Annotated in this window: 16 protein-coding genes; 9 read left to right on the top strand and 7 right to left on the bottom strand. The window is 50.1% G+C overall.

The features are described 5' to 3' along the window. The first annotated feature begins 60 nt into the window (after positions 1–60). Both AWQ21_RS00605 and AWQ21_RS00600 read left to right on the top strand, forming a co-directional pair. The gene (locus AWQ21_RS00605) at positions 61–1,560 is read left to right on the top strand and encodes a UDP-N-acetylmuramoyl-L-alanyl-D-glutamate--2,6-diaminopimelate ligase (RefSeq protein ID WP_071932253.1); all 1,500 of its coding nucleotides are present in this window, start codon (positions 61–63) and stop codon (positions 1,558–1,560) included. 53 nt (positions 1,561–1,613) lie between these two features. Continuing rightward, entirely contained in the window at positions 1,614–3,368 is a 1,755-nt protein-coding gene (locus tag AWQ21_RS00600; protein WP_065712872.1) for an ABC transporter ATP-binding protein, read from the top strand. Positions 3,369–3,439: 71 nt separating this feature from the next. Here AWQ21_RS00600 and AWQ21_RS00595 read toward each other — a convergent pair whose 3' ends face one another. Further along, complete coding sequence (locus tag AWQ21_RS00595) at positions 3,440–3,799, bottom strand: single-stranded DNA-binding protein (protein ID WP_065712871.1); 360 nt, start codon at positions 3,797–3,799, stop codon at positions 3,440–3,442. Positions 3,800–3,916: 117 nt separating this feature from the next. Here AWQ21_RS00595 and AWQ21_RS00590 point away from each other — a divergent pair, with 117 nt between their 5' ends. Further along, complete coding sequence (locus tag AWQ21_RS00590) at positions 3,917–4,717, top strand: glutathione S-transferase family protein (RefSeq protein WP_065712870.1); 801 nt, start codon at positions 3,917–3,919, stop codon at positions 4,715–4,717. A gap of 97 nt (positions 4,718–4,814) precedes the next feature. On the opposite strand, the gene AWQ21_RS00585 is transcribed toward AWQ21_RS00590, so the two are convergent. After that, positions 4,815–5,309 carry a glutathione peroxidase gene (locus AWQ21_RS00585; protein ID WP_065712869.1) on the bottom strand — a complete coding sequence of 165 codons (495 nt, stop codon included), beginning with the start codon at positions 5,307–5,309 and terminating at the stop codon, positions 4,815–4,817. Between the two features lie 380 nt (positions 5,310–5,689). On the opposite strand from AWQ21_RS00585, the gene AWQ21_RS00580 reads away from it, so the two are divergent. Continuing rightward, a complete protein-coding gene (locus AWQ21_RS00580; protein ID WP_065712868.1) occupies positions 5,690–6,868 on the top strand; it encodes an aldo/keto reductase in 1,179 nt (392 codons plus the stop codon). A 21-nt stretch (positions 6,869–6,889) separates the two neighbouring features. On the opposite strand, the gene AWQ21_RS00575 is transcribed toward AWQ21_RS00580, so the two are convergent. Both AWQ21_RS00575 and AWQ21_RS00570 read right to left on the bottom strand, forming a co-directional pair. Continuing rightward, a complete protein-coding gene (locus AWQ21_RS00575; RefSeq protein WP_065712867.1) occupies positions 6,890–9,118 on the bottom strand; it encodes a glycoside hydrolase in 2,229 nt (742 codons plus the stop codon). A 151-nt stretch (positions 9,119–9,269) separates the two neighbouring features. Then, positions 9,270–9,848 carry a zf-TFIIB domain-containing protein gene (locus AWQ21_RS00570; protein WP_065712866.1) on the bottom strand — a complete coding sequence of 193 codons (579 nt, stop codon included), beginning with the start codon at positions 9,846–9,848 and terminating at the stop codon, positions 9,270–9,272. 134 nt (positions 9,849–9,982) lie between these two features. Here AWQ21_RS00570 and AWQ21_RS00565 point away from each other — a divergent pair, with 134 nt between their 5' ends. Both AWQ21_RS00565 and psbV read left to right on the top strand, forming a co-directional pair. Next, on the top strand, positions 9,983–10,687 hold the full coding sequence (locus AWQ21_RS00565; RefSeq protein WP_065712865.1) for a sirohydrochlorin chelatase: 705 nt from the start codon (positions 9,983–9,985) through the stop codon (positions 10,685–10,687). Between the two features lie 246 nt (positions 10,688–10,933). Beyond that, complete coding sequence (gene psbV / locus AWQ21_RS00560) at positions 10,934–11,446, top strand: photosystem II cytochrome c-550 (protein WP_065712864.1); 513 nt, start codon at positions 10,934–10,936, stop codon at positions 11,444–11,446. 208 nt (positions 11,447–11,654) lie between these two features. Here the strand turns inward: psbV and AWQ21_RS00555 are convergent, their stop codons facing one another. Both AWQ21_RS00555 and AWQ21_RS00550 read right to left on the bottom strand, forming a co-directional pair. Beyond that, positions 11,655–12,962: a dihydrolipoamide acetyltransferase family protein gene (locus AWQ21_RS00555; protein ID WP_065712863.1), complete on the bottom strand. Its 1,308-nt coding sequence runs from the start codon at positions 12,960–12,962 to the stop codon at positions 11,655–11,657. A gap of 56 nt (positions 12,963–13,018) precedes the next feature. After that, positions 13,019–13,597 carry a peroxiredoxin gene (locus AWQ21_RS00550; RefSeq protein WP_065712862.1) on the bottom strand — a complete coding sequence of 193 codons (579 nt, stop codon included), beginning with the start codon at positions 13,595–13,597 and terminating at the stop codon, positions 13,019–13,021. A gap of 70 nt (positions 13,598–13,667) precedes the next feature. On the opposite strand from AWQ21_RS00550, the gene AWQ21_RS00545 reads away from it, so the two are divergent. Continuing rightward, a complete protein-coding gene (locus AWQ21_RS00545) occupies positions 13,668–14,540 on the top strand; it encodes an S-methyl-5'-thioadenosine phosphorylase (RefSeq protein WP_065712861.1) in 873 nt (290 codons plus the stop codon). A gap of 249 nt (positions 14,541–14,789) precedes the next feature. Further along, positions 14,790–15,134: a hypothetical protein gene (locus AWQ21_RS00540; protein WP_065712860.1), complete on the top strand. Its 345-nt coding sequence runs from the start codon at positions 14,790–14,792 to the stop codon at positions 15,132–15,134. A 122-nt stretch (positions 15,135–15,256) separates the two neighbouring features. Here the strand turns inward: AWQ21_RS00540 and AWQ21_RS00535 are convergent, their stop codons facing one another. Next, positions 15,257–16,273, bottom strand: coding sequence for a type I glyceraldehyde-3-phosphate dehydrogenase (locus AWQ21_RS00535; protein WP_065712859.1), 1,017 nt, complete (start codon positions 16,271–16,273; stop codon positions 15,257–15,259). A gap of 301 nt (positions 16,274–16,574) precedes the next feature. On the opposite strand from AWQ21_RS00535, the gene murC reads away from it, so the two are divergent. Beyond that, positions 16,575–18,038 (top strand): UDP-N-acetylmuramate--L-alanine ligase, encoded by a 1,464-nt coding sequence (gene murC, locus AWQ21_RS00530; RefSeq protein WP_065712858.1) that lies wholly within the window; start codon positions 16,575–16,577, stop codon positions 18,036–18,038.

Genomic DNA, 18,038 nt, shown 5'->3' with positions numbered 1-18,038 from the left:
GATGACAAAATTTCCCTGAGCACAGACTAAAATCGGGAAAATCCCAGGATTTGGAGGCAAATGATGCAGCTAGGCGCACTTTTAAAACAGGTATCGGCCATTGAATCCCTGCCGGATCACCCGATGCTACAGCAAGTCGTTAAAGGATTGGCGAGCAACTCCCAAGCCGTGATGCCTGGGGATCTGTTTGTTGGCTTGCCCGGCACCCGCGTCGATGGAGGTGAGTTTTGGCAAGGGGCCATCGAAGCCGGGGCGATCGCCGCTGTGGTCAGTCCAGAGGCCCTCGAAAAATTCCCCGCAACCAAGGGCGAATGTGTCATTCCCGTTGCCGACCCCATAATTGCCTGTGCTGAAATTGCCAACCTCTTTTACAACAAACCCACTGCAAGTTTAAAACTGGTCGGGGTGACGGGGACGAACGGCAAAACGACCACCAGCCACCTAATTGAATATTTCCTCCAAGCCGCCCAACAGCCCACGGCCCTGATTGGCACCCTCTACACCCGCTGGCCTGGCTACGAAAAAATTGCCACCCACACCACTCCTTTCGCCATTGATCTCCAGAAAAACTTTGCGGCGGCCCTCGAAGCAGGCAATACCCACGCCGTTATGGAAGTGAGTTCCCACGCGCTACACCAAAATCGTGTTAAGGGCTGTCAGTTTGATGTGGCGGTATTCACAAATTTGACTCAGGATCACCTGGATTATCATCCCACCATGGAGGATTATTTCCAGGCAAAGGCCTTGCTCTTTAATGAGGAATATTGCCACGGCCGAGCGGTGGTGAATTTGGATAATCCCTATGGCGATCGCCTCGCCCACAAACTTGGAGAAAAAGCCTGGGGTTACAGTCTCCAAGATGCCGCTGCGGATCTTTACATGGATCGCCTGATCTACACTGCTACGGGTGTTCAAGGCCGCTTAAAAACACCCATGGGCACAGTGGAATTCACGTCGCCCTTAGTTGGTCAGTTCAACCTCGAAAATGTGATGGCCGCCATCGGTGCGGGTCTGGCTTTGGGCTTGGATTTAGACCAGATGATTACCTGTCTGCCGCAGTTCCAAGGGGTGCCCGGTCGCATGGAACGGGTGATTGTGGCGGAGGATCAAGACATTAGTGTGATCGTTGATTATGCCCACACCCCCGACAGTTTAGAAAATCTCCTGAAAGCATCCCGGCCTTTTATCGCCAAAAAAATGATCTGTGTGTTTGGTTGCGGTGGCGATCGCGATCGCACCAAAAGACCCTTGATGGGGAAAATCGCTGCGACACAATCCGATTGGGCTGTGGTGACCTCCGATAATCCGCGCACGGAAGATCCCAAGCAAATTTTGGCCGATGTGGTGGAAGGCATTCCCGAAAATATTCAATTTCTCGTAGAAGCAGACCGAGCCACAGCGATCCAGCGGGCAATTGTCGAGGCGCAACCGGGGGATGGGGTGCTCATCGCTGGCAAAGGTCACGAAGATTATCAAATTCTGGGCACTGAAAAAATTCACTTCGATGACCGGGAAGAAGCCCGCAAAGCCCTCGGCGATCGCCGCCAAAAAAACGCCTAACGCTACAATCAACATAAATTTCTCTGCCTGAGTCTAGTAAAAAAACTGCCCCCATGAGTGATCTGGTTCTCGATGTCCGTCAACTGCAGGTGGCCTTCACCAGCGAAAATCAAACCAATCTCGCGGTTGATCAAATTAGCTTTCAGATCGAACGGGGCCAGACCCTCGGCATTGTGGGGGAATCCGGCTCCGGCAAATCGGTCACTTCCCTCGCGCTGATGGGGCTGATCCAAAAGCCAGGCCGCGTCACCGGGGGCAAAATTTTCTTTAAGGCGACCCCAGACACAGAACCCCTTGATCTGCAAAGTTTGCCGGAATGGGAACGGCGCACCTATCGCGGTGGCGAGATTGCGATGATTTTCCAGGAACCGATGAGTTCCCTCAATCCTGTTTATAACGTGGAATTTCAGCTCACCGAAGCGATTTTATTGCACCAGAATGTCACCCCAGCCCAGGCCCGACAACAGGCGATCGCCCGGCTCCAGGAAGTGCAACTGCCCGCCGAAGTAATGAAACGCTATCCCCACGAACTGTCCGGGGGCCAACTGCAACGGGTGATGATTGCGATGGCGATCGCCTCCAATCCGACGCTATTAATTGCGGATGAACCCACCACCGCCTTGGATGTCACCGTGCAAGCAACGATTTTGCAACTGTTGCGGGATTTGTGTCAGGCCCGGCAAATGTCTTTGATTTTCATTACCCACGATTTGGGGGTGATTGCGGAACTCGTTGACGAGGTGGCGGTGATGTACCGGGGGAAAATCGTTGAGCAAGGCCCCATCGAACGAATTTTTAAAGCGCCCCTACACCCCTACACCAAAGGGTTACTGGCCTGTCGGCCCCGCCTTGATCAAAAGTTGGTGCTGCTGCCGACCGTTGCCGACTACATGAGCGTTGAAACTGATCCCGACACCCAAAGTATTGTGATTCAAGAGCGACAACCGGATCTGAATTTACTGGCGGAAGTATCCCTAGAGGCTGATAAAAAACGTCTCGAAGCTCTCATTAAACAAAAACCCCTCCTATCTGTGCAAAAGCTCCAGGTGGGTTACCCCAGTCGTAATTTTCTTTTGACGGGACAACGGTATTTCATGGCCGTTAATAACGTTTCTTTTGATCTCTATCCGGGGGAAACCCTGGGTCTAGTGGGCGAATCTGGGTGCGGCAAATCCACCCTGGCCCGGGCCATTTTGCGACTTATCCAACCCCTCAGCGGCGACATTTGGTTTCGGGGTGAAAATATTGCCCAACTCCCCGCCCGCAGCAAACGCCTCCGACAACTGCGCCGGGAGATGCAAATTGTTTTCCAAAATCCTTACAATTCCCTCAACCCCCGCATGACCATTGGCCAGGCGATCGCCGAACCGTTAATCATTCACAATATCAAGCGGGACAAGAAAAAACGCCTCGAACGGGTGCAATACCTGTTAGAACGGGTGGGCCTCAATCCCGGTTGGGTGAACCGCTATCCCCACGAACTGTCGGGCGGCCAACGGCAACGGGTTTGTATTGCACGGGCCTTGGCCATTGAACCTCAGTTTATTATCTGTGACGAATCAGTGTCGGCCTTGGATGTGTCTGTCCAGGCCCAAGTGTTAAATCTGCTGAAGGAACTGCAAGCGGAATTTCAACTGACCTACATTTTTATTTCCCACGATCTCAGCGTTGTGAAATTTATGGGCGATCGCATCATTGTGATGAATAAAGGCAAAATCGAGGAAGTGGGTACGGCTGACCAGATTTACCGCAATCCCCAACAGGACTACACCAAACAACTCATCGCCGCGATCCCCCAAGGCCTCTAAAAAATCTCCCCTTAAGGGGAGTTGGAGGGGTGCCTCCCTTGAGGGGAGTGCCTAAAAAAGTTAGGGGGTGTTTACCCGTAGTTGTTATAACTATCCACTGCATTGGGGTCTACATCCCGCTTGGAACCCAATAAATCCAATCGATTAACCCGAATTACCGGCTTAGACGATTCATGGCCATTACGGTTCGTGAAAGTCTCAATCTTTAAGGTGCCTTGGATGCCGAGCAGACTACCTTTTTTCACATAATTAGCGGCCACCTCTGCTGTTTTGCCCCAAATTTCTAAATTAAACCAATCCGGCTGGTCTGTCCGGCTGGTGGGACGATTTACCGCTAAAGTCAAGTTACACAGCACACTACCCGACTCGAAATAGCGCACTTCCGGATCCCCGCCGGCCCGGCCCACAAGATTTACGAGGTTAATGGTCATCGTTGACTGTCCATACAACTGTTCTGCTTTATTGTGCCACAAGTTCCGATGGCAATTTGTTGTGAAGTTTTGTAAGGTGTGAGTGATTTCCCTACTCAATCATCAAGGCGAACCCCTATGTTGGCGTTATACCAATTTGAACTATCCCAGTTTTCGGAAAAAGTCCGCTTAATCCTCGATTACAAGGGTTTAGAGTACAAAAAAATCGAAGTGACCCCCGGTATCGGTCAACTGGACGTATATAAAATGTCGGGTCAGCGTCAAGTGCCTGTCCTCAAAGATGGCGATACGGTAATCAGCGACTCCACAGAAATTGCTTTTTACCTTGACCGCAAATATCCCGAAAAACCGATTATTCCCACGGCCCCAGTGCAACGGGCCCAGTGTTTGATTATGGAAGAATGGGCCGATGAATCCATTGGTTTAAAAGGCCGCAAAGCTTTTATTGGTGCCCTCAATCAAAACCCCAACTTCCGTACCTCCATTGTGCCGAAGCAGGTGCCTGATCTCTTTAAAAATCTTTTGGGGGCAGTGCCGGGGGATGTTTTAGATTTCTTTGGGGCGGGCGTTGGTCTTGGTGGTGACGCGGTGAAAGAAGCCCAGCGGGGTCTGAAGCAAGATCTCGAAGCCTTAACCTTGCTCGTACAGCAGCAGCCCTATTTAATCGGCGACCAGCCCACCTTAGCGGATTTCTCCGTGGCCGCCCTGAGTATTTTGCTGAAATTCCCTGAGGGGAACTATTTTGAGATGCCCGACTACCTCAAAGGCAAGGGTATTCCAGGCTTGGGAGACAATGCGGAATATGCGCCGTTTTTTGAGTGGCGCGATCGCCTTTATCGAGATTTCCGCCAAGAAACAGGGGGCAATCGTGAGACCAAGACTGAAGATGGCGCCCCCACAACCATCGAAATCGATTAATGAATTGTCCTTGAAATAAAAAAAGCCCCCAAGTCTAATGCAAGCCTGGGGGTTGATCGGCTTCAGAAAACAGAATATTTTCTAGAAAAGATCGTCTTTAAAGTAATTCTTGGATGTCTTTGGCGATCGCCTCTGGTGTTGCCGTGGGTGCATAACGTTTTACCACTTGACCCTGGCGATTAATGAGAAACTTCGTAAAATTCCATTTCACATTTTTTGTCCCCAAAATACCGGGTGCTTCTTTGGTTAAATATTGATATAACGGATGGGCATTGCTGCCATTAACATCGATTTTTTGAAACATCGGAAAAGAAACCCCAAACGTTGTTTTACAAAATGATTGAATTTGCGTTTCGTTGCCGGGTTCTTGTTGGCCAAATTGGTTACAGGGAAAACCAAGAACGACTAAGCCTTTGCCGCCATATTGTTCATGGAGTGCCTGCAAACCTTTGTATTGAGGAGTAAATCCGCATTGACTGGCTGTATTAACAATCAATAAAACCTGGTCTTTGTAGGTACTGAGATCAACCGATGTGCCATCAATAGCTGTGGCCGAAAAATCATAAATAGAAGTAGGCGTTTGGGTAGTCATAAACTCGAAAAAATATTTGTAGAAGCTGTTTAAAACAATATCGCAAGCACTATATGGATTATTTCAGCAGAGTGTCAATAAGTACCAGATACAAGATCTCTGCACAATTTTTACTGCGACTCTCCCCATGATGCTGAAACAGCAGCAACAGTATAACAAAGACCAACAATACTGTGGGCTTTGTCTGTGGATTTGAGATCAAGGATCAGTGGTTGCCTGAGAATCGATGGGTTGCCGCTCGAGTCAGTTGGGTTTAGATGGGTGCATTTTGTTTTCCCAGAGGTTGAGGAGCCTTGACTGCTTAAGGGCCAGATTTTTTCTTCGTTATAATATCTTTCTTGAATGTCTCCCGATAGAAGTTATCAACCCGCTTGAGATCTATGCAATATCGTCGTTTTGGTCGCACCGAACTGCAAATGCCTGTTTTTTCCTGTGGAGGGATGCGCTATCAGTTCAAGTGGCAGGATCAAGATCCAGCGAAAATTCCTGCGGATAACCAAAAAAATCTAACAGAAACAATTCGGCGATCGCTTGACCTTGGCATTAACCACATCGAAACGGCGCGGGGTTACGGCACGTCAGAAATGCAGTTGGGCTGGGTGTTATCGCAATTTAAACGAGAAGATCTGATTATCCAAACGAAGGTTTCCCCAAAGGCAGATCCCCAGGAATTTCGACGCGAGATCGAAAAATCCCTCAATTATTTGCAATTGGATTATGTTGATTTATTCGGCATCCATGGCATTAATAATGAGGAAATATTTCGGTTCACCTTTGAGCAGGGTTGTTTAGAAGTTGCCCAGGAACTCCAGCAAGCAGGACGCATTCGTCACATCGGTTTTTCGACCCATGGCGCGACGGATCTCATTGTAAAAACCATTGAAACGGGGGCGATGGATTATGTGAATTTGCACTGGTATTGGATTAATCAGGACAATTGGCGGGCCATCGAAGCAGCAACGAAGCAGGATATGGGGGTATTTATTATCAGTCCATCGGATAAGGGAGGACATCTTTATAATCCGCCTCAAAAATTAGTCGATCTCTGCAAGCCATTGCATCCAATGGTGTTTAACGATTTATTTTGCTTATCCCATCCCCAGATCCATACTTTGAGCGTGGGGGCGGCGCGTCCCTCGGATTTTGATCAGCATCTAGAGACCCTCCCTCTACTAGGGCGAGCTGATGAAATTTTGCCAGATATTCTCGCGCGACTGGAAAATCAGGCGATCGCCTCCCTAGGGGAAGATTGGGCAAAGACCTGGCAAGTGGGCCTGCCAACCTATGATCAAACCCCGAACAACATTAATATTCCCGTCATTCTCTGGCTCAGAAATTTGGCGATCGCCTACGACATGATTGAATACGGCAAGGCCCGCTACAATCTGATGGGCAACGGCGGCCACTGGTTCCCCGGCCAAAAAGCTGACCACTTAACGGAAGTCGATCTGCGCAATGTATTACGTCTCAGTCCCCACCGTAAGCAAATTCTCCAGTACCTCCAGGAAACCCATGATTTACTCGGAGGAGCAGCGGTGCAACGATTATCGACGAGCTAGACATTATCCTCAGGAGACTGCTTAAGGCACTTGGAGGGTGACAAAGCGATTTTCCGGCACAAAGCTATGGTACTCACCATCATCGGCCAAAATCGCCACTAAATTGAGCGTATAGTCCGGTTTAATCTGCAACACATCCCACGGCACAGACAGTTCTAAACATTCTCGGTAAGCCATTGTTGCATGGGCGCCCCGGGGCCGCCATTGGCCATAATCACTAGCTTCTTCAAACCAGATGGATTGGGTGAGGAGGTTAATGCCGATGTGGTGCCGGAAGAGATAATTTAGGGGAGCTTGGTCGGGCATACTGGCAATGGGAGCCGGGCTAATGGCGCAATTTACCCCTGGATAAAACCAGAGCAGGTGGAGTTCTGCCGGGAGTTCCTCACCCCATTTGATGCCCCGTTTGAGGTCAAAGCGTAGGTAAAAATTGAGGTGATCCCAACCGTAAAAGAGCCGTTGCAGGGCGCTACTTTGGTGCATAGTTCCCCGGGCACCGCCAATTTCGATGCAACCGGCCTTATCCCAATCCTGTTCGTCGCCGACACCATCAATTACTGGGTGAATAAAGCTTTCGGGGAGGTGCTCCCGGTGGCGGGTGTGGTCTTCAATGGGTTGCAGCACTTCCGGGGGAACCGGTTCGTTTAAGGCTTTATAAATCCCGGCGACATGCTCCCGAAAGAGTTGGTCAAACATGGCGTCTTGGTTGGAGGAGTGACCTTCCCCAAACCACCAGAACCAGTCTGAGCCTTCGGCGGCATAGAGGGACTCCCAGGCTTCGGGGTTGGTGATTTCCGTCGCTTCAGGGTGGGCCGCAAGCAGATGGCGGGCTTTGGTGAGCATATCCCAGGCGCGATTTTTAGCGGGATCCCCAATCCAGGTGGTAAAGCTGCCGTCAACCCAGGAACCACTATGGAGTTTGTGGCTGGGGATCGTTTCGGTGGGGGGAAATTGCTCAATAAATTCAGAGACAGTGACGAGTTCTAGTTGGCGATTGGCACTCAGTTTTTCATAGAGGGATGTTAGGAAGGGAATGCCGTCTTTTTCGTAGAATTCCCAGCAGTTTTCGCCGTCGAGGGCAATGGTGACGAGGTGCGGTTCTTGGAGAGTGGTTTGGCCTTCTTTTTGGTGGTGGCGCAAACTACGGGCGATCGCCTCTAGGTGACCGACTAAATCGCTAGCAGCTTGTTCTGAGTCCATACCGCTGTAGGTAAAGCCGACGAGATCCGACAGACGGTGATCCCGGAAGACAATGGCGAGATCTCCATGGTCTGTTTCGAGGCGATAGGGGCGGTACATTTTTTCGGGTTCGTAGACATTGCCCACTTCATCTCGGTGGAAGAAATGCTTTAGGCTCCAACCCAGCACCGCTTCATCGGAACAGATCCACTTAAAGCCAGCAGCGGCGATGGGATTTAGTACTTCCGGGCTGACAGATTGCTCCGATGGCCATAGGCCTCGCACTTCCCGGCCAAAGCGCTCGCGGTACATTTCCTTAGCGCGGTTGAGGTGGCGGGGAATATCCTCTGACCACTGGAAGCGCTCCTTGGGTAATTCCATCCCGGGGACGGCGACCCGACCGGAATCTGTATCTGCGAGCAGGGGCAAAATCGGGTGGGTGTAGGGAGTGGTAGTCACCTCCAGTTGCCCGTTGTCCTGCATCTGTTTGTGTTTTGGGATAATCCGCTTGATGATCTCCCGTTGTTTGGAATAGATGCGTTGGCGATCGCCTAAAGTAAAACCGCGATCCTTTTCGAGCCAGGCGGCGATCTCCGGATCATCCCAAAAGAGGGGATCAATCCAGGCTAAATTGTGCCAAGCCAGCAGATCACTAAATTTTTGTTCGTCCCAATTTTCTAGGCACCAGGCTTTGCCTTTGTCCTGACGTTCGGTATAAAGCTCCCGGTAGCGGGGGTGGGGATCCACTAGGGTGCGGTGATTGCCATCAAAGAAATGTTCTAGAATGTACCATTTTTGGTCGCTGTTGAGGTCTATGACGGGGGTGAGGGCAAGCTTTAGATAGGGGTCAAGGGCCTTGCCTTCGGCATAATCTTCCAACTGCATCATCAAGGAAGGTACCAAATTTACAGTTTGGTGGAGGCGCGGATATTTTTCGAGCAGCAGAATCAAATCTAAATAATCTTTGGTGCCGTGGAGCCGCACCCAGGGGAGATGATATTGACCGTCCGGTGCTTTGTAGAGGGGTTGATGCTGATGCCAAATAAACGCGATGTAGAGGGGATAAGACATATAAATGGAAATATTTGCCGCTGTGGAGTCTCAAAAAGCCTTGGGTAAGTTTGGCTTTCTCTTTAAATCATAGCGATCGCCTTTCCGTTATCCTGGGCGGCCTTAATGAATTGCAAGGATGCGATGGGGCTGTGACATTTAGCCGATGTTGCTATGGTTGACCTTGATTCGTCTGGTTTTCGGTGACTTGACGGGCGAGATAGGCCACGGCAAAATCGCCATTGTTGTGGGCCGCGAGTTTTTCGCCCAGGTCAAAAACAGCGGTGGCCAGGGTCGGCCCCAGTTTTTGGATGAGCGCCTGCCGTTCGCTGATGTTGTGCTGTTGTTCCCGGACTTTGTGCTGCCATTCGGCGGTAAAAATATATTCGAGGCTGGTATGGAGTTGGAGTTTTTCTAAAATTTCCCATTCTTGGCGATCGCACCAAAAACCATTACATTCGGGGCAACGTTCCAAGTAAAAGGGTTGATCAACGGGGATTTTTACCCGCGATAAATAGCGGCGACATTCGGGACAGAGGGCGGCTTTATTGTCCGTTTCACCGGGGATCACAGTCTCTGAGAGGGACAGTTGGGTATTGAGGCGCTGTGGTTTCTGTTGGCTATTTTGCCAGGTTTGGTAGCGATCGCCAGGGAGCCAATCTCCTTCACATTTTTCACAATGGCAACTGGTTAGCGCCCCGGAGAGAAGCTGATTCCCAAGCTCAACATCGCGACATTTAGGACATTGCACAGTTTAATGACTCCCACAGTTTTTTCTCGTTTTATCCTACGCCGAAGCCAATCCCGCCACAACTATGGCCCAGAAATTTGGCGATAACTTTTCTATAATCACGAAACAGAAACAGTAGATGGGACAAAAAATTCATGCAGCGGTTATCGGTGGTGGTCGTCCATGGCAGTTTTAGTGACAGTTATCAACGGGAATTTCAAACCCTGATCGCCCAGGTGAAAGCCCAGGTGGATCATTCGGTACTTGGGGCCTATTTAGAATGTAGCGAGGTGACTCTAACCACGGCGATCGCCCAGTTCCTCCAAGATCACGCCCCAGAACCCGCTGAAGTGCAAATTCTCCCTTTGTTCCTCTTGCCCGGTGTTCATGTCCGAGAAGATCTGCCAGAGGCGATCGCCCAACTGCAAACCCAATTTCCCCAGGTGTGCTTTAAACTGCTCGATTACCTCGGTAAAGATGCCCGCCTTGCCCCTTTCCTAGAGCGGCAATTTGCCCAAAATCCTGCCGCCCAACGCCTGTTGATCGCCCATGGTAGCCGTCGCACCGGGGCCAATCCCGAAATCGAAAAGCTGGCCCAAACCCTCAACGCCAGTACCGCCTACTGGGCCACAGAACCGTCTCTTGACCAAAGGCTTACCCAACTCCAGGAGGCAACAGCAAAAACGATTCACTTGGTTCCCTATTTCCTTTTTTCCGGCAAAATCCCAGGGGCGATCGCCGAACAGATCAGCACCTTTTCCCAAACTCACCCCGACATCACCGTTTACCTTGGTCAACCCTTTGGCAGCGATCCCCAATGTGCAACGGCGATCGCCCACATTCTCCAGGGTGAACCCTAGAAAACAGCACAACATCGCGCGAAATATTGCTGTTCTTTACGGATTTATAAGAAAAATTCACCCCAATGGCATGATATGTATGGTTAGTTGCCCTGGCTGACTGGTGCCGTTGGCAACGCAAATTTAAACAAACAAAGATAAGCACATTTACTTACAGCCTTGATAAATTCTTGCCTGTAGGTCTGCCTTCACAGTTAAATAGGTGGAGATAGATTTATTTACGTTATTGCTGTATTGAGGAAAAACATGAATAAAATTCTGGGGATCGACCCACTCAAAAAATTTATTTTCGGGATTAGCGCATTCGTTTTACTATTTTGGCAACTCAATGTCGGCGCTGCCAATGCTACGGCTCTCCGGGAAGTAGACCGCACCGTCAACCTCAATGAAACCGAAACGGTCGTCCTCAGTGACCAGCAGGTTGCCAAGGGAGAGCGGATCTTTATCAACACTTGCTCCACCTGCCACAACAGCGGCCGGACAAAGAGTAACCCCAACGTAACCCTTTCTTCGGTGGATCTAGAAGGGGCAGAACCCCGCCGCGATAATATCCTGGCCATGGTGGACTATCTGAAAAATCCCACCTCCTACGATGGTGAATTAGACCTGTCTCAGTTGCACCCCAACACCGTCCGCGCCGACATCTGGAGTAGCATGCGCAATCTCAATGAAGAAGATCTGCAAAATGTTTCCGGTTATGTCCTCGTTCAAGCCCAGGTGCGTGGTGTTGCTTGGGGCGGTGGTAAAACCGTTAACTAAAACACGATTGATCGACTTTATTTAAATCGTCTTTTTTATCTAAAATTCGCAAAATGAAGTACAGAAGACAACCCTAATGATGGTTGTCTTTTTTATTGTCCTTAAAAACGGCCACAATCATAGCTACAAAAAACTCCCCAGGGCGGGGAGTCACAGATCATGGTTTATTGCATATTTGAGGAAAATCCCAAGGATCAACGAGATTAACCTAAAGGGTCAAGCTGTGGGTATTGTTTTCGATCAAGTCAGCTAGATCCTTGAGGAATGCCGCTGCATCAGCACCGTAAATAATGCGGTGGTCGCAGGTAATATTGACGGTCATTTGCTTTTTCACACCAAACAAGCCATCGGGCGTCGCAACCACTTTGGGCTGGGCACCACCAATCGCGAGGATTGAACCTTGGCCGGGGGGTAAAATCGCATCAAAACTATTGACCCCAAACATCCCTAAGTTAGAGAGGGTAAAGGTACCAGTGCTGTACTCATCGGGCTGCAATTGCTTGAGGCGCGCCCGGTCTACCAAATCTTTCCACTTGCGGGAAAGGGAATAGATATCCATTTGATCGGCATTTTGGAGCACAGGGGTAATCAGACCACCATCCGGCATGGCGACGGCCACCGCCACATTAATGCCACTGCTGTATTGGATTGCGTTATCCCCGAAGCTGGCATTGACCACTGGGTGTTTCTGGAGAGTCACAGCCACCGCCTTGGCTAGAAGACCTGTCATGGTGACGCCCTTACTCTTAATTTGCTTGTAGAGAGCATCTAGGGCATCGGTTGTGATGTCATAGGATACATGGAAGGTAGGCACATTCAGGCTGGCATTCATGTTACGCACAACCGCCTGTTGCAACGTATTCATCGGGACGACTTCACCAGGCGCAACGGCGACAGGGGCCGGTGTGGGGGCTGCAGGTTTAGTGGTTGTCGGGGCGGGAGTTGAGACGGCGGCTGGGACGATAGTGGGCGCTTTACCGGCTGCTTTTTCGATATCTTCGGCGACGATGCGACCGTGGGGGCCAGAGCCAGGAACTGTTTTGAGATCAACGCCAAATTCTTTGGCGAGTTTTTTCGCCCTCGGAGAAGCAATAATTCTGCCATCATTGACCACGGGGGCAGGGGTCGGTGCCGCAGGTGTGGGGGTCGGTGCCGCAGGTGTGGGGGTCGGCTCTGGACTAGGTGCGGCAGGCGCAGGTGCTGGTGCAGCGGCAGGAGCACTACTACCCCCTCCTTTTAGGTCAGCGGCTTTTTGTTTAGCCTCTGGGATTTCTGCTTCGGTTTCGGCAATGAGGGCGATCGCCGAACCCACTGGTGCTTCTTCTCCCGCATCAACAATAATCGCTGCAAGAAACCCTTCGTTAAAAGACTCAACGTCCATATCGGCTTTGTCAGATTCCACCACGACAACGGTTTCACCTTTAGCGACTTTATCCCCCGGGGACTTAGTCCAAGAGACGATTTTACCTTCGGTCATCGTAGAGCTGAGGGCGGGCATGAAAATATCGTGAATCATGGAGGAATCTTCTTTTAAAACAACGGTGTGGACAAACTTTACAATCGTTGTCGATTTTAACCCATCGGGGGAAGCTGGGCTGAGGAATTTGCCATCAGAGAATCAAGGTCTGTAAGGACTTCTTGGCTATGGATCGCGGGATTTACTCCCAGATAAATTTTGCGCAAAATACCTTCTGGATCAATGAGGTAGGTATGGCGCAGGGAATAGCCCGTCAGGTAGGAGCCATATTGTTTACTCACGTCCCCGGTGCTATCGGCCAGGAGAGGAAACTTTAAGCCTTCGGCATCACAGAACGCTTCGTGGGAATCGACATCGTCAACGCTGACCCCCAGGACTTGTACATTACGTTCAAGGTATTTGGGGAGATCCTGTTGGAAACGGCGGGCTTCGAGGGTACAGCCAGGGGTGAAATCCTGGGGATAAAAGTAGAGTACGACCCATTGACCCCGGTAGTCTTGGAGGGAGAATTCTTGAATTTCTCCTTCGCCGTCATTGCCCAGGAGGGTGAATTCTGGGGCGAGTTGGTTGAGTTCGGGTTGGGGGCCACCCAGGGCGATCGCCGCTTCACTGGGAAACCACATAAAGGCGATCGCCGCCACCGTAATTAAAATCGTCCGAAAAAATTGCAACATGGGATTTAAAGCAGGTTTTGATACAAGATAATGTTGTAGCAAATCAAGGCAAATCTAACAGCGAGTCACCATGGCAGACATCAAAATTGGCATCATCGGCGGTAGCGGTCTCTACAAAATGGACGCCCTCCAAAACATCGAAGAAATTACCATTGAAACTCCCTTCGGTGCCCCAAGCGATCGCCTCATCAGCGGCACCCTCGACGGCACCCCCGTTGTCTTTCTCCCCCGCCATGGCCGTCATCACCATCTCCTCCCCACAGAGCTTCCGTTTCAAGCGAATATCTACGCCCTCAAATCCCTCGGCGTCGAATACATTATTTCTGCCTCGGCTGTGGGTTCGCTCCAGGCCCCCATCAAACCTGTGGACATGGTCATTCCCGATCAATTCATTGACCGCACCCGCCACCGCACCGACACATTTTTTGGAGACGGGATTGTTGCCCACATTGCCTTCGGCGATCCTATCTGTCCTCAATTGGCGGCCATTTTAGGCGATGCAGTGGACTCCTTAAACCTAGAAGGCGTTGATCTCCACCGGGGCGGCACCTATATCTGCATGGAAGGCCCGGCCTTTTCCACCAAAGCCGAGTCTAATCTCTACCGCAGTTGGGATGCCAGCATCATTGGTATGACCAATCTCCAGGAAGCCAAACTGGCCCGGGAAGCAGAAATCGCCTATGCGACCCTCGCCCTCGTGACCGATTACGACTGTTGGCACCCCGACCATGACAGCGTCACCGTTGAAATGGTCATCGGCAATCTCCATAAAAATGCCACCAATGCCCAAAAAGTGATCCAGGCTGTCGTTGAAAAACTAGCAACCAATCCTCCCCAGTCCGCCGCCCATGATGCTCTTAAATACGCGATTCTCACTCCCCTCGACCAAGTCCCAGCCAGCACGAAGGAAAAACTCGCCCTATTGCTCAACAAATACTTGTAAATCAGTCCAAAATTAGCACTCTCGCTTAGAAACTGCTAAATATTGCAAAAAGTTTGCAGATAACCCTTTGAAGAGGAATTTTCCTTAAACTAGAAAAATAACAGTCCCTATATCTCAACCGTAGGGACGAGCGCTCTCCCTCCCACTGTCCTATCCTGTGGCGATCGCCTTTGATCAATGGGACAGTCCCAGCCCAAGGATGCCGTGGACTGATTTTTCCCCTTGTCATGCGTTTGGAGTGTGCAAAAAATGACCTATTCTTTCGATCTTCTTGGGGTGACGCCCCTCCTCACTTTCTTTAACTATCAACAGCAATACGAACTAGATCCCCAGCGTCCAAAAGCCTATTTAGCGGCCTATCGCTGTACCTTAGATAGCTTTATCCACGCCCTAGACACCATTCCGAAAAAGCCCCATTGGAACTGGGATGAAGTCGTCGAAACCATGGTTCACTTTTGGCTTAAACAAGAAGCAGTGGTGCGCCGCTGTGAACAGGAATTCCCCGACGACCCCCAAGAACCCTATCTGGTGGTAGCTCGCATTGCCAATCTTCAGGCCCTACGCCATGAATTCGAGAGCCTGTTTGAAGTTTAGCCAGCAAAAAAAAGAGGTGGTACAAAGCCACCTTTTTTCAACTACTAACTTTCCCTGTCTGATTAGATGTCTAACCTGTGCTCAACACTAATGCCAGACATGGTACATCTAGTTTTGAGAAATTACCCTTGCCAGTTTTGGGCAACGATTTCTGCAAGGTCAACAACCCGTTGAGAATAACCCCACTCGTTGTCGTACCAAGCCACAACCTTAATCAGGTCACCATCCATGGCGAGGGTGAGGCTACCGTCAATCGTAGAAGAGACATCAGTCCCCCGGAAATCACAGGAGACGAGGGGTTCTTCGGTGTAAGCTAAAATCCCTTTCATGTAGGTTTCAGAAGCTTCTTTGAGTACCTGGTTAACTTCCTCAGCAATGGTGGGCTTGGCTACTTGCGCAACCAGGTCAACCACAGAGACGTTGGGGGTCGGTACCCGCATTGCAATCCCGTTGAGCTTACCCTTCATTTCAGGAATAACCAAGGCAACAGCTTTTGCGGCACCGGTAGAAGTCGGCACAATATTTTCTGCAGCGGCCCGCGCCCGACGGAGATCCCGGTGGCTATTGTCGAGGATACGTTGGTCGCCAGTGTAACTGTGGACGGTGGTCATCGTCCCTTTGACGATTCCAAAACGATCATTGAGTACTTTAACAATGGGGGCGAGGCAGTTGGTGGTACAGCTGGCATTACTAATTACATTTTGTTTGTCATGGCCATACTGATCGGAATTTACACCAACCACATAGGTGCCGATATGACCGCCTTTACCAGGGGCTGTAATCAGTACTTTCTGTGCACCAGCTGTAATGTGCTTAGAAGATCCTTCTTCGGTGTTGAATACACCGGTAGATTCGATCACCAAATCGACGCCCCACTCTTTCCAAGGAAGGTTGAGGGGGTTTCTGTCAGAACAGCATTTGATCACGTTACCGTTGACAGTCAGAGAGTTGGTGTCATAATCGATTTCGCCATCAAATTTACCCAGCATCGTGTCGTAACGAAGCATGTGGGCATTACTTTTGGTATCGGTGGTCGCATTGATCCCAACGACTTGGAGTTGGCTGTTTTCACGACCAGCCCAACATCTCAAGAAGTTGCGTCCAATACGTCCAAATCCATTAATCGCTACTCTAATCACCGCGTCTTGCCCTCTATTAAAGATTAAATTGCAATAAAAGTTTTCATTTGATGACCCCAATCATATCAAAGACTGCACAATTCGATCCCCGAATTTCGGGAAACTGCTGAATTGATTTGGGAATTAAGACTTCGGTGCTATGCCTCTAGATCGATTGGCTAGACCCAAAAAGGCGATCGCCAAAAGAAACCTTTCCGCAGAATTATTTACTTGTAAATGTCCGGTAATATTGCATACTTAAATGTGTTCTGTTATCTATCGTTACCCATACTAGCGATAGAACGTGTGAGGGGAGGGATCTTTGAAAACAGTAGATCTAAACGGAAAACCATTCCATTTCATTGGCATTGGCGGGATTGGGATGTCTGCTCTCGCTTATGTCCTGGCCCAAAAAAAATTACCCGTCTCCGGTTCTGACCAACGCGCTAGTCACATTACAGAACGCTTAGCGGCAGTGGGTGCCCATATTTTCAGTCAACAAATCAAAGAAAATTTACAGGCTTTTCGTGGGGAACCCGATGCCATTGAATCTAACGGTTTGCCCCAGGTTATTTGCTCAACGGCCATTGGCCAAGAAAATCCAGAATTTCAAGCGGCCCAATCCTTAGGCTGTCACATTTTCCATCGGTCTGATGTTTTGTCTGCCCTAGTCGCGGAATATGACAGTGTGGCGGTGGGGGGAACCCACGGAAAGACAACGACCAGTAGTTTGATTGGCTATATTTTTCTGGTTGCAGGGGTTGATCCGACAATCATTGTTGGGGGCGAAGTGGATGCTTGGGATGGCAATGCTCGCCTCGGCCAAAGCAATTATTTGGTGGCGGAGGCTGACGAATCGGACGGTACCTTGGTAAAGCTCCGTCCCCAGCTGGGGGTTGTCACGAACATTGAATTAGATCACCCGGATCATTATCAATCGCTGGATCAGGTGGTAGCAATTTTTCAAACCTTTGCTCAGCAGTGCGATCGCCTGATTGCCTGCGTGGACTGTCCCACCATCGCTACGGGGGCCGTGCCCTATCAGGTGGGCTATGGGTTACAGAATATTGAACAAGCTGATTATTGGGCGACGGATATTCACTACGGATCAACATCGACCCGGGCAACGATTTGGGAACGGGGCGATCGCCTGGGGGAAATTGATTTAGCCCTGCTGGGTGCCCATAACCTCAGTAATGCCCTAGGGGCGATCGCCGTAGCCCGTTCCTATGGCATTCCCTTTGAGCCGATTGCTGAAGCTTTAGCTTCTTTTCAAGGGGCAAAACGACGGTTTGAAATTCGCGGTCAATACCAGGGTATTACCCTCATTGATGACTATGCCCACCACCCGAGTGAAATCGAAGTTACCCTCCAGGCAGCTCGGCTCCGGGCCGGTCAAGGGCGACGGGTTGTGGCCATTTTTCAACCCCATCGGTACAGTCGTACCCAAGCTTTCTTCGATGAATTTGCAAAAGCTTTTAAAAACGCAGATGTGACCATAATTACTGATATTTATGGTGCAGGGGAGAAAAATGTAGATAGCCTTACAGGTGAAGCCCTACAGCAGGCGATCGCCCATCAACAGGATGGTGACGTTGCCTATTACCCAGATCTCCAAAGCCTACCCACATGGTTAGCACCACAACTACAAACAGGGGATCTGGTTCTGTTCCTGGGAGCTGGGAATCTTAACCAAAGTATCCCGATTCTCTTGGCTCAACTGTCTGCCAATGGCGATCCTGAGTTGCACCAAGTGCCGTTGACCCAATGTTCTGTCCCAGACTAA

This window comes from Picosynechococcus sp. PCC 7003, assembly GCF_001693255.1.
Classification (GTDB): domain Bacteria; phylum Cyanobacteriota; class Cyanobacteriia; order Cyanobacteriales; family MRBY01; genus MRBY01.
This window is presented reverse-complemented; position numbering and strand designations above follow the sequence as displayed.

Excerpts from the sequence above, each read along its gene's own strand:
- AWQ21_RS00605 (WP_071932253.1), top strand. The coding sequence starts at position 61 with ATGATGCAGCTAGGCGCACTTTTAAAACAGGTATCGGCCATTGAATCC.
- AWQ21_RS00600 (WP_065712872.1), top strand. The coding sequence starts at position 1,614 with ATGAGTGATCTGGTTCTCGATGTCCGTCAACTGCAGGTGGCCTTCACC.
- AWQ21_RS00595 (WP_065712871.1), bottom strand. The coding sequence starts at position 3,799 with ATGACCATTAACCTCGTAAATCTTGTGGGCCGGGCCGGCGGGGATCCG.
- AWQ21_RS00590 (WP_065712870.1), top strand. The coding sequence starts at position 3,917 with ATGTTGGCGTTATACCAATTTGAACTATCCCAGTTTTCGGAAAAAGTC.
- AWQ21_RS00585 (WP_065712869.1), bottom strand. The coding sequence starts at position 5,309 with ATGACTACCCAAACGCCTACTTCTATTTATGATTTTTCGGCCACAGCT.
- AWQ21_RS00580 (WP_065712868.1), top strand. The coding sequence starts at position 5,690 with ATGCAATATCGTCGTTTTGGTCGCACCGAACTGCAAATGCCTGTTTTT.
- AWQ21_RS00575 (WP_065712867.1), bottom strand. The coding sequence starts at position 9,118 with ATGTCTTATCCCCTCTACATCGCGTTTATTTGGCATCAGCATCAACCC.
- AWQ21_RS00565 (WP_065712865.1), top strand. The coding sequence starts at position 9,983 with ATGCAGCGGTTATCGGTGGTGGTCGTCCATGGCAGTTTTAGTGACAGT.
- psbV (WP_065712864.1), top strand. The coding sequence starts at position 10,934 with ATGAATAAAATTCTGGGGATCGACCCACTCAAAAAATTTATTTTCGGG.
- AWQ21_RS00555 (WP_065712863.1), bottom strand. The coding sequence starts at position 12,962 with ATGATTCACGATATTTTCATGCCCGCCCTCAGCTCTACGATGACCGAA.
- AWQ21_RS00550 (WP_065712862.1), bottom strand. The coding sequence starts at position 13,597 with ATGTTGCAATTTTTTCGGACGATTTTAATTACGGTGGCGGCGATCGCC.
- AWQ21_RS00545 (WP_065712861.1), top strand. The coding sequence starts at position 13,668 with ATGGCAGACATCAAAATTGGCATCATCGGCGGTAGCGGTCTCTACAAA.
- AWQ21_RS00540 (WP_065712860.1), top strand. The coding sequence starts at position 14,790 with ATGACCTATTCTTTCGATCTTCTTGGGGTGACGCCCCTCCTCACTTTC.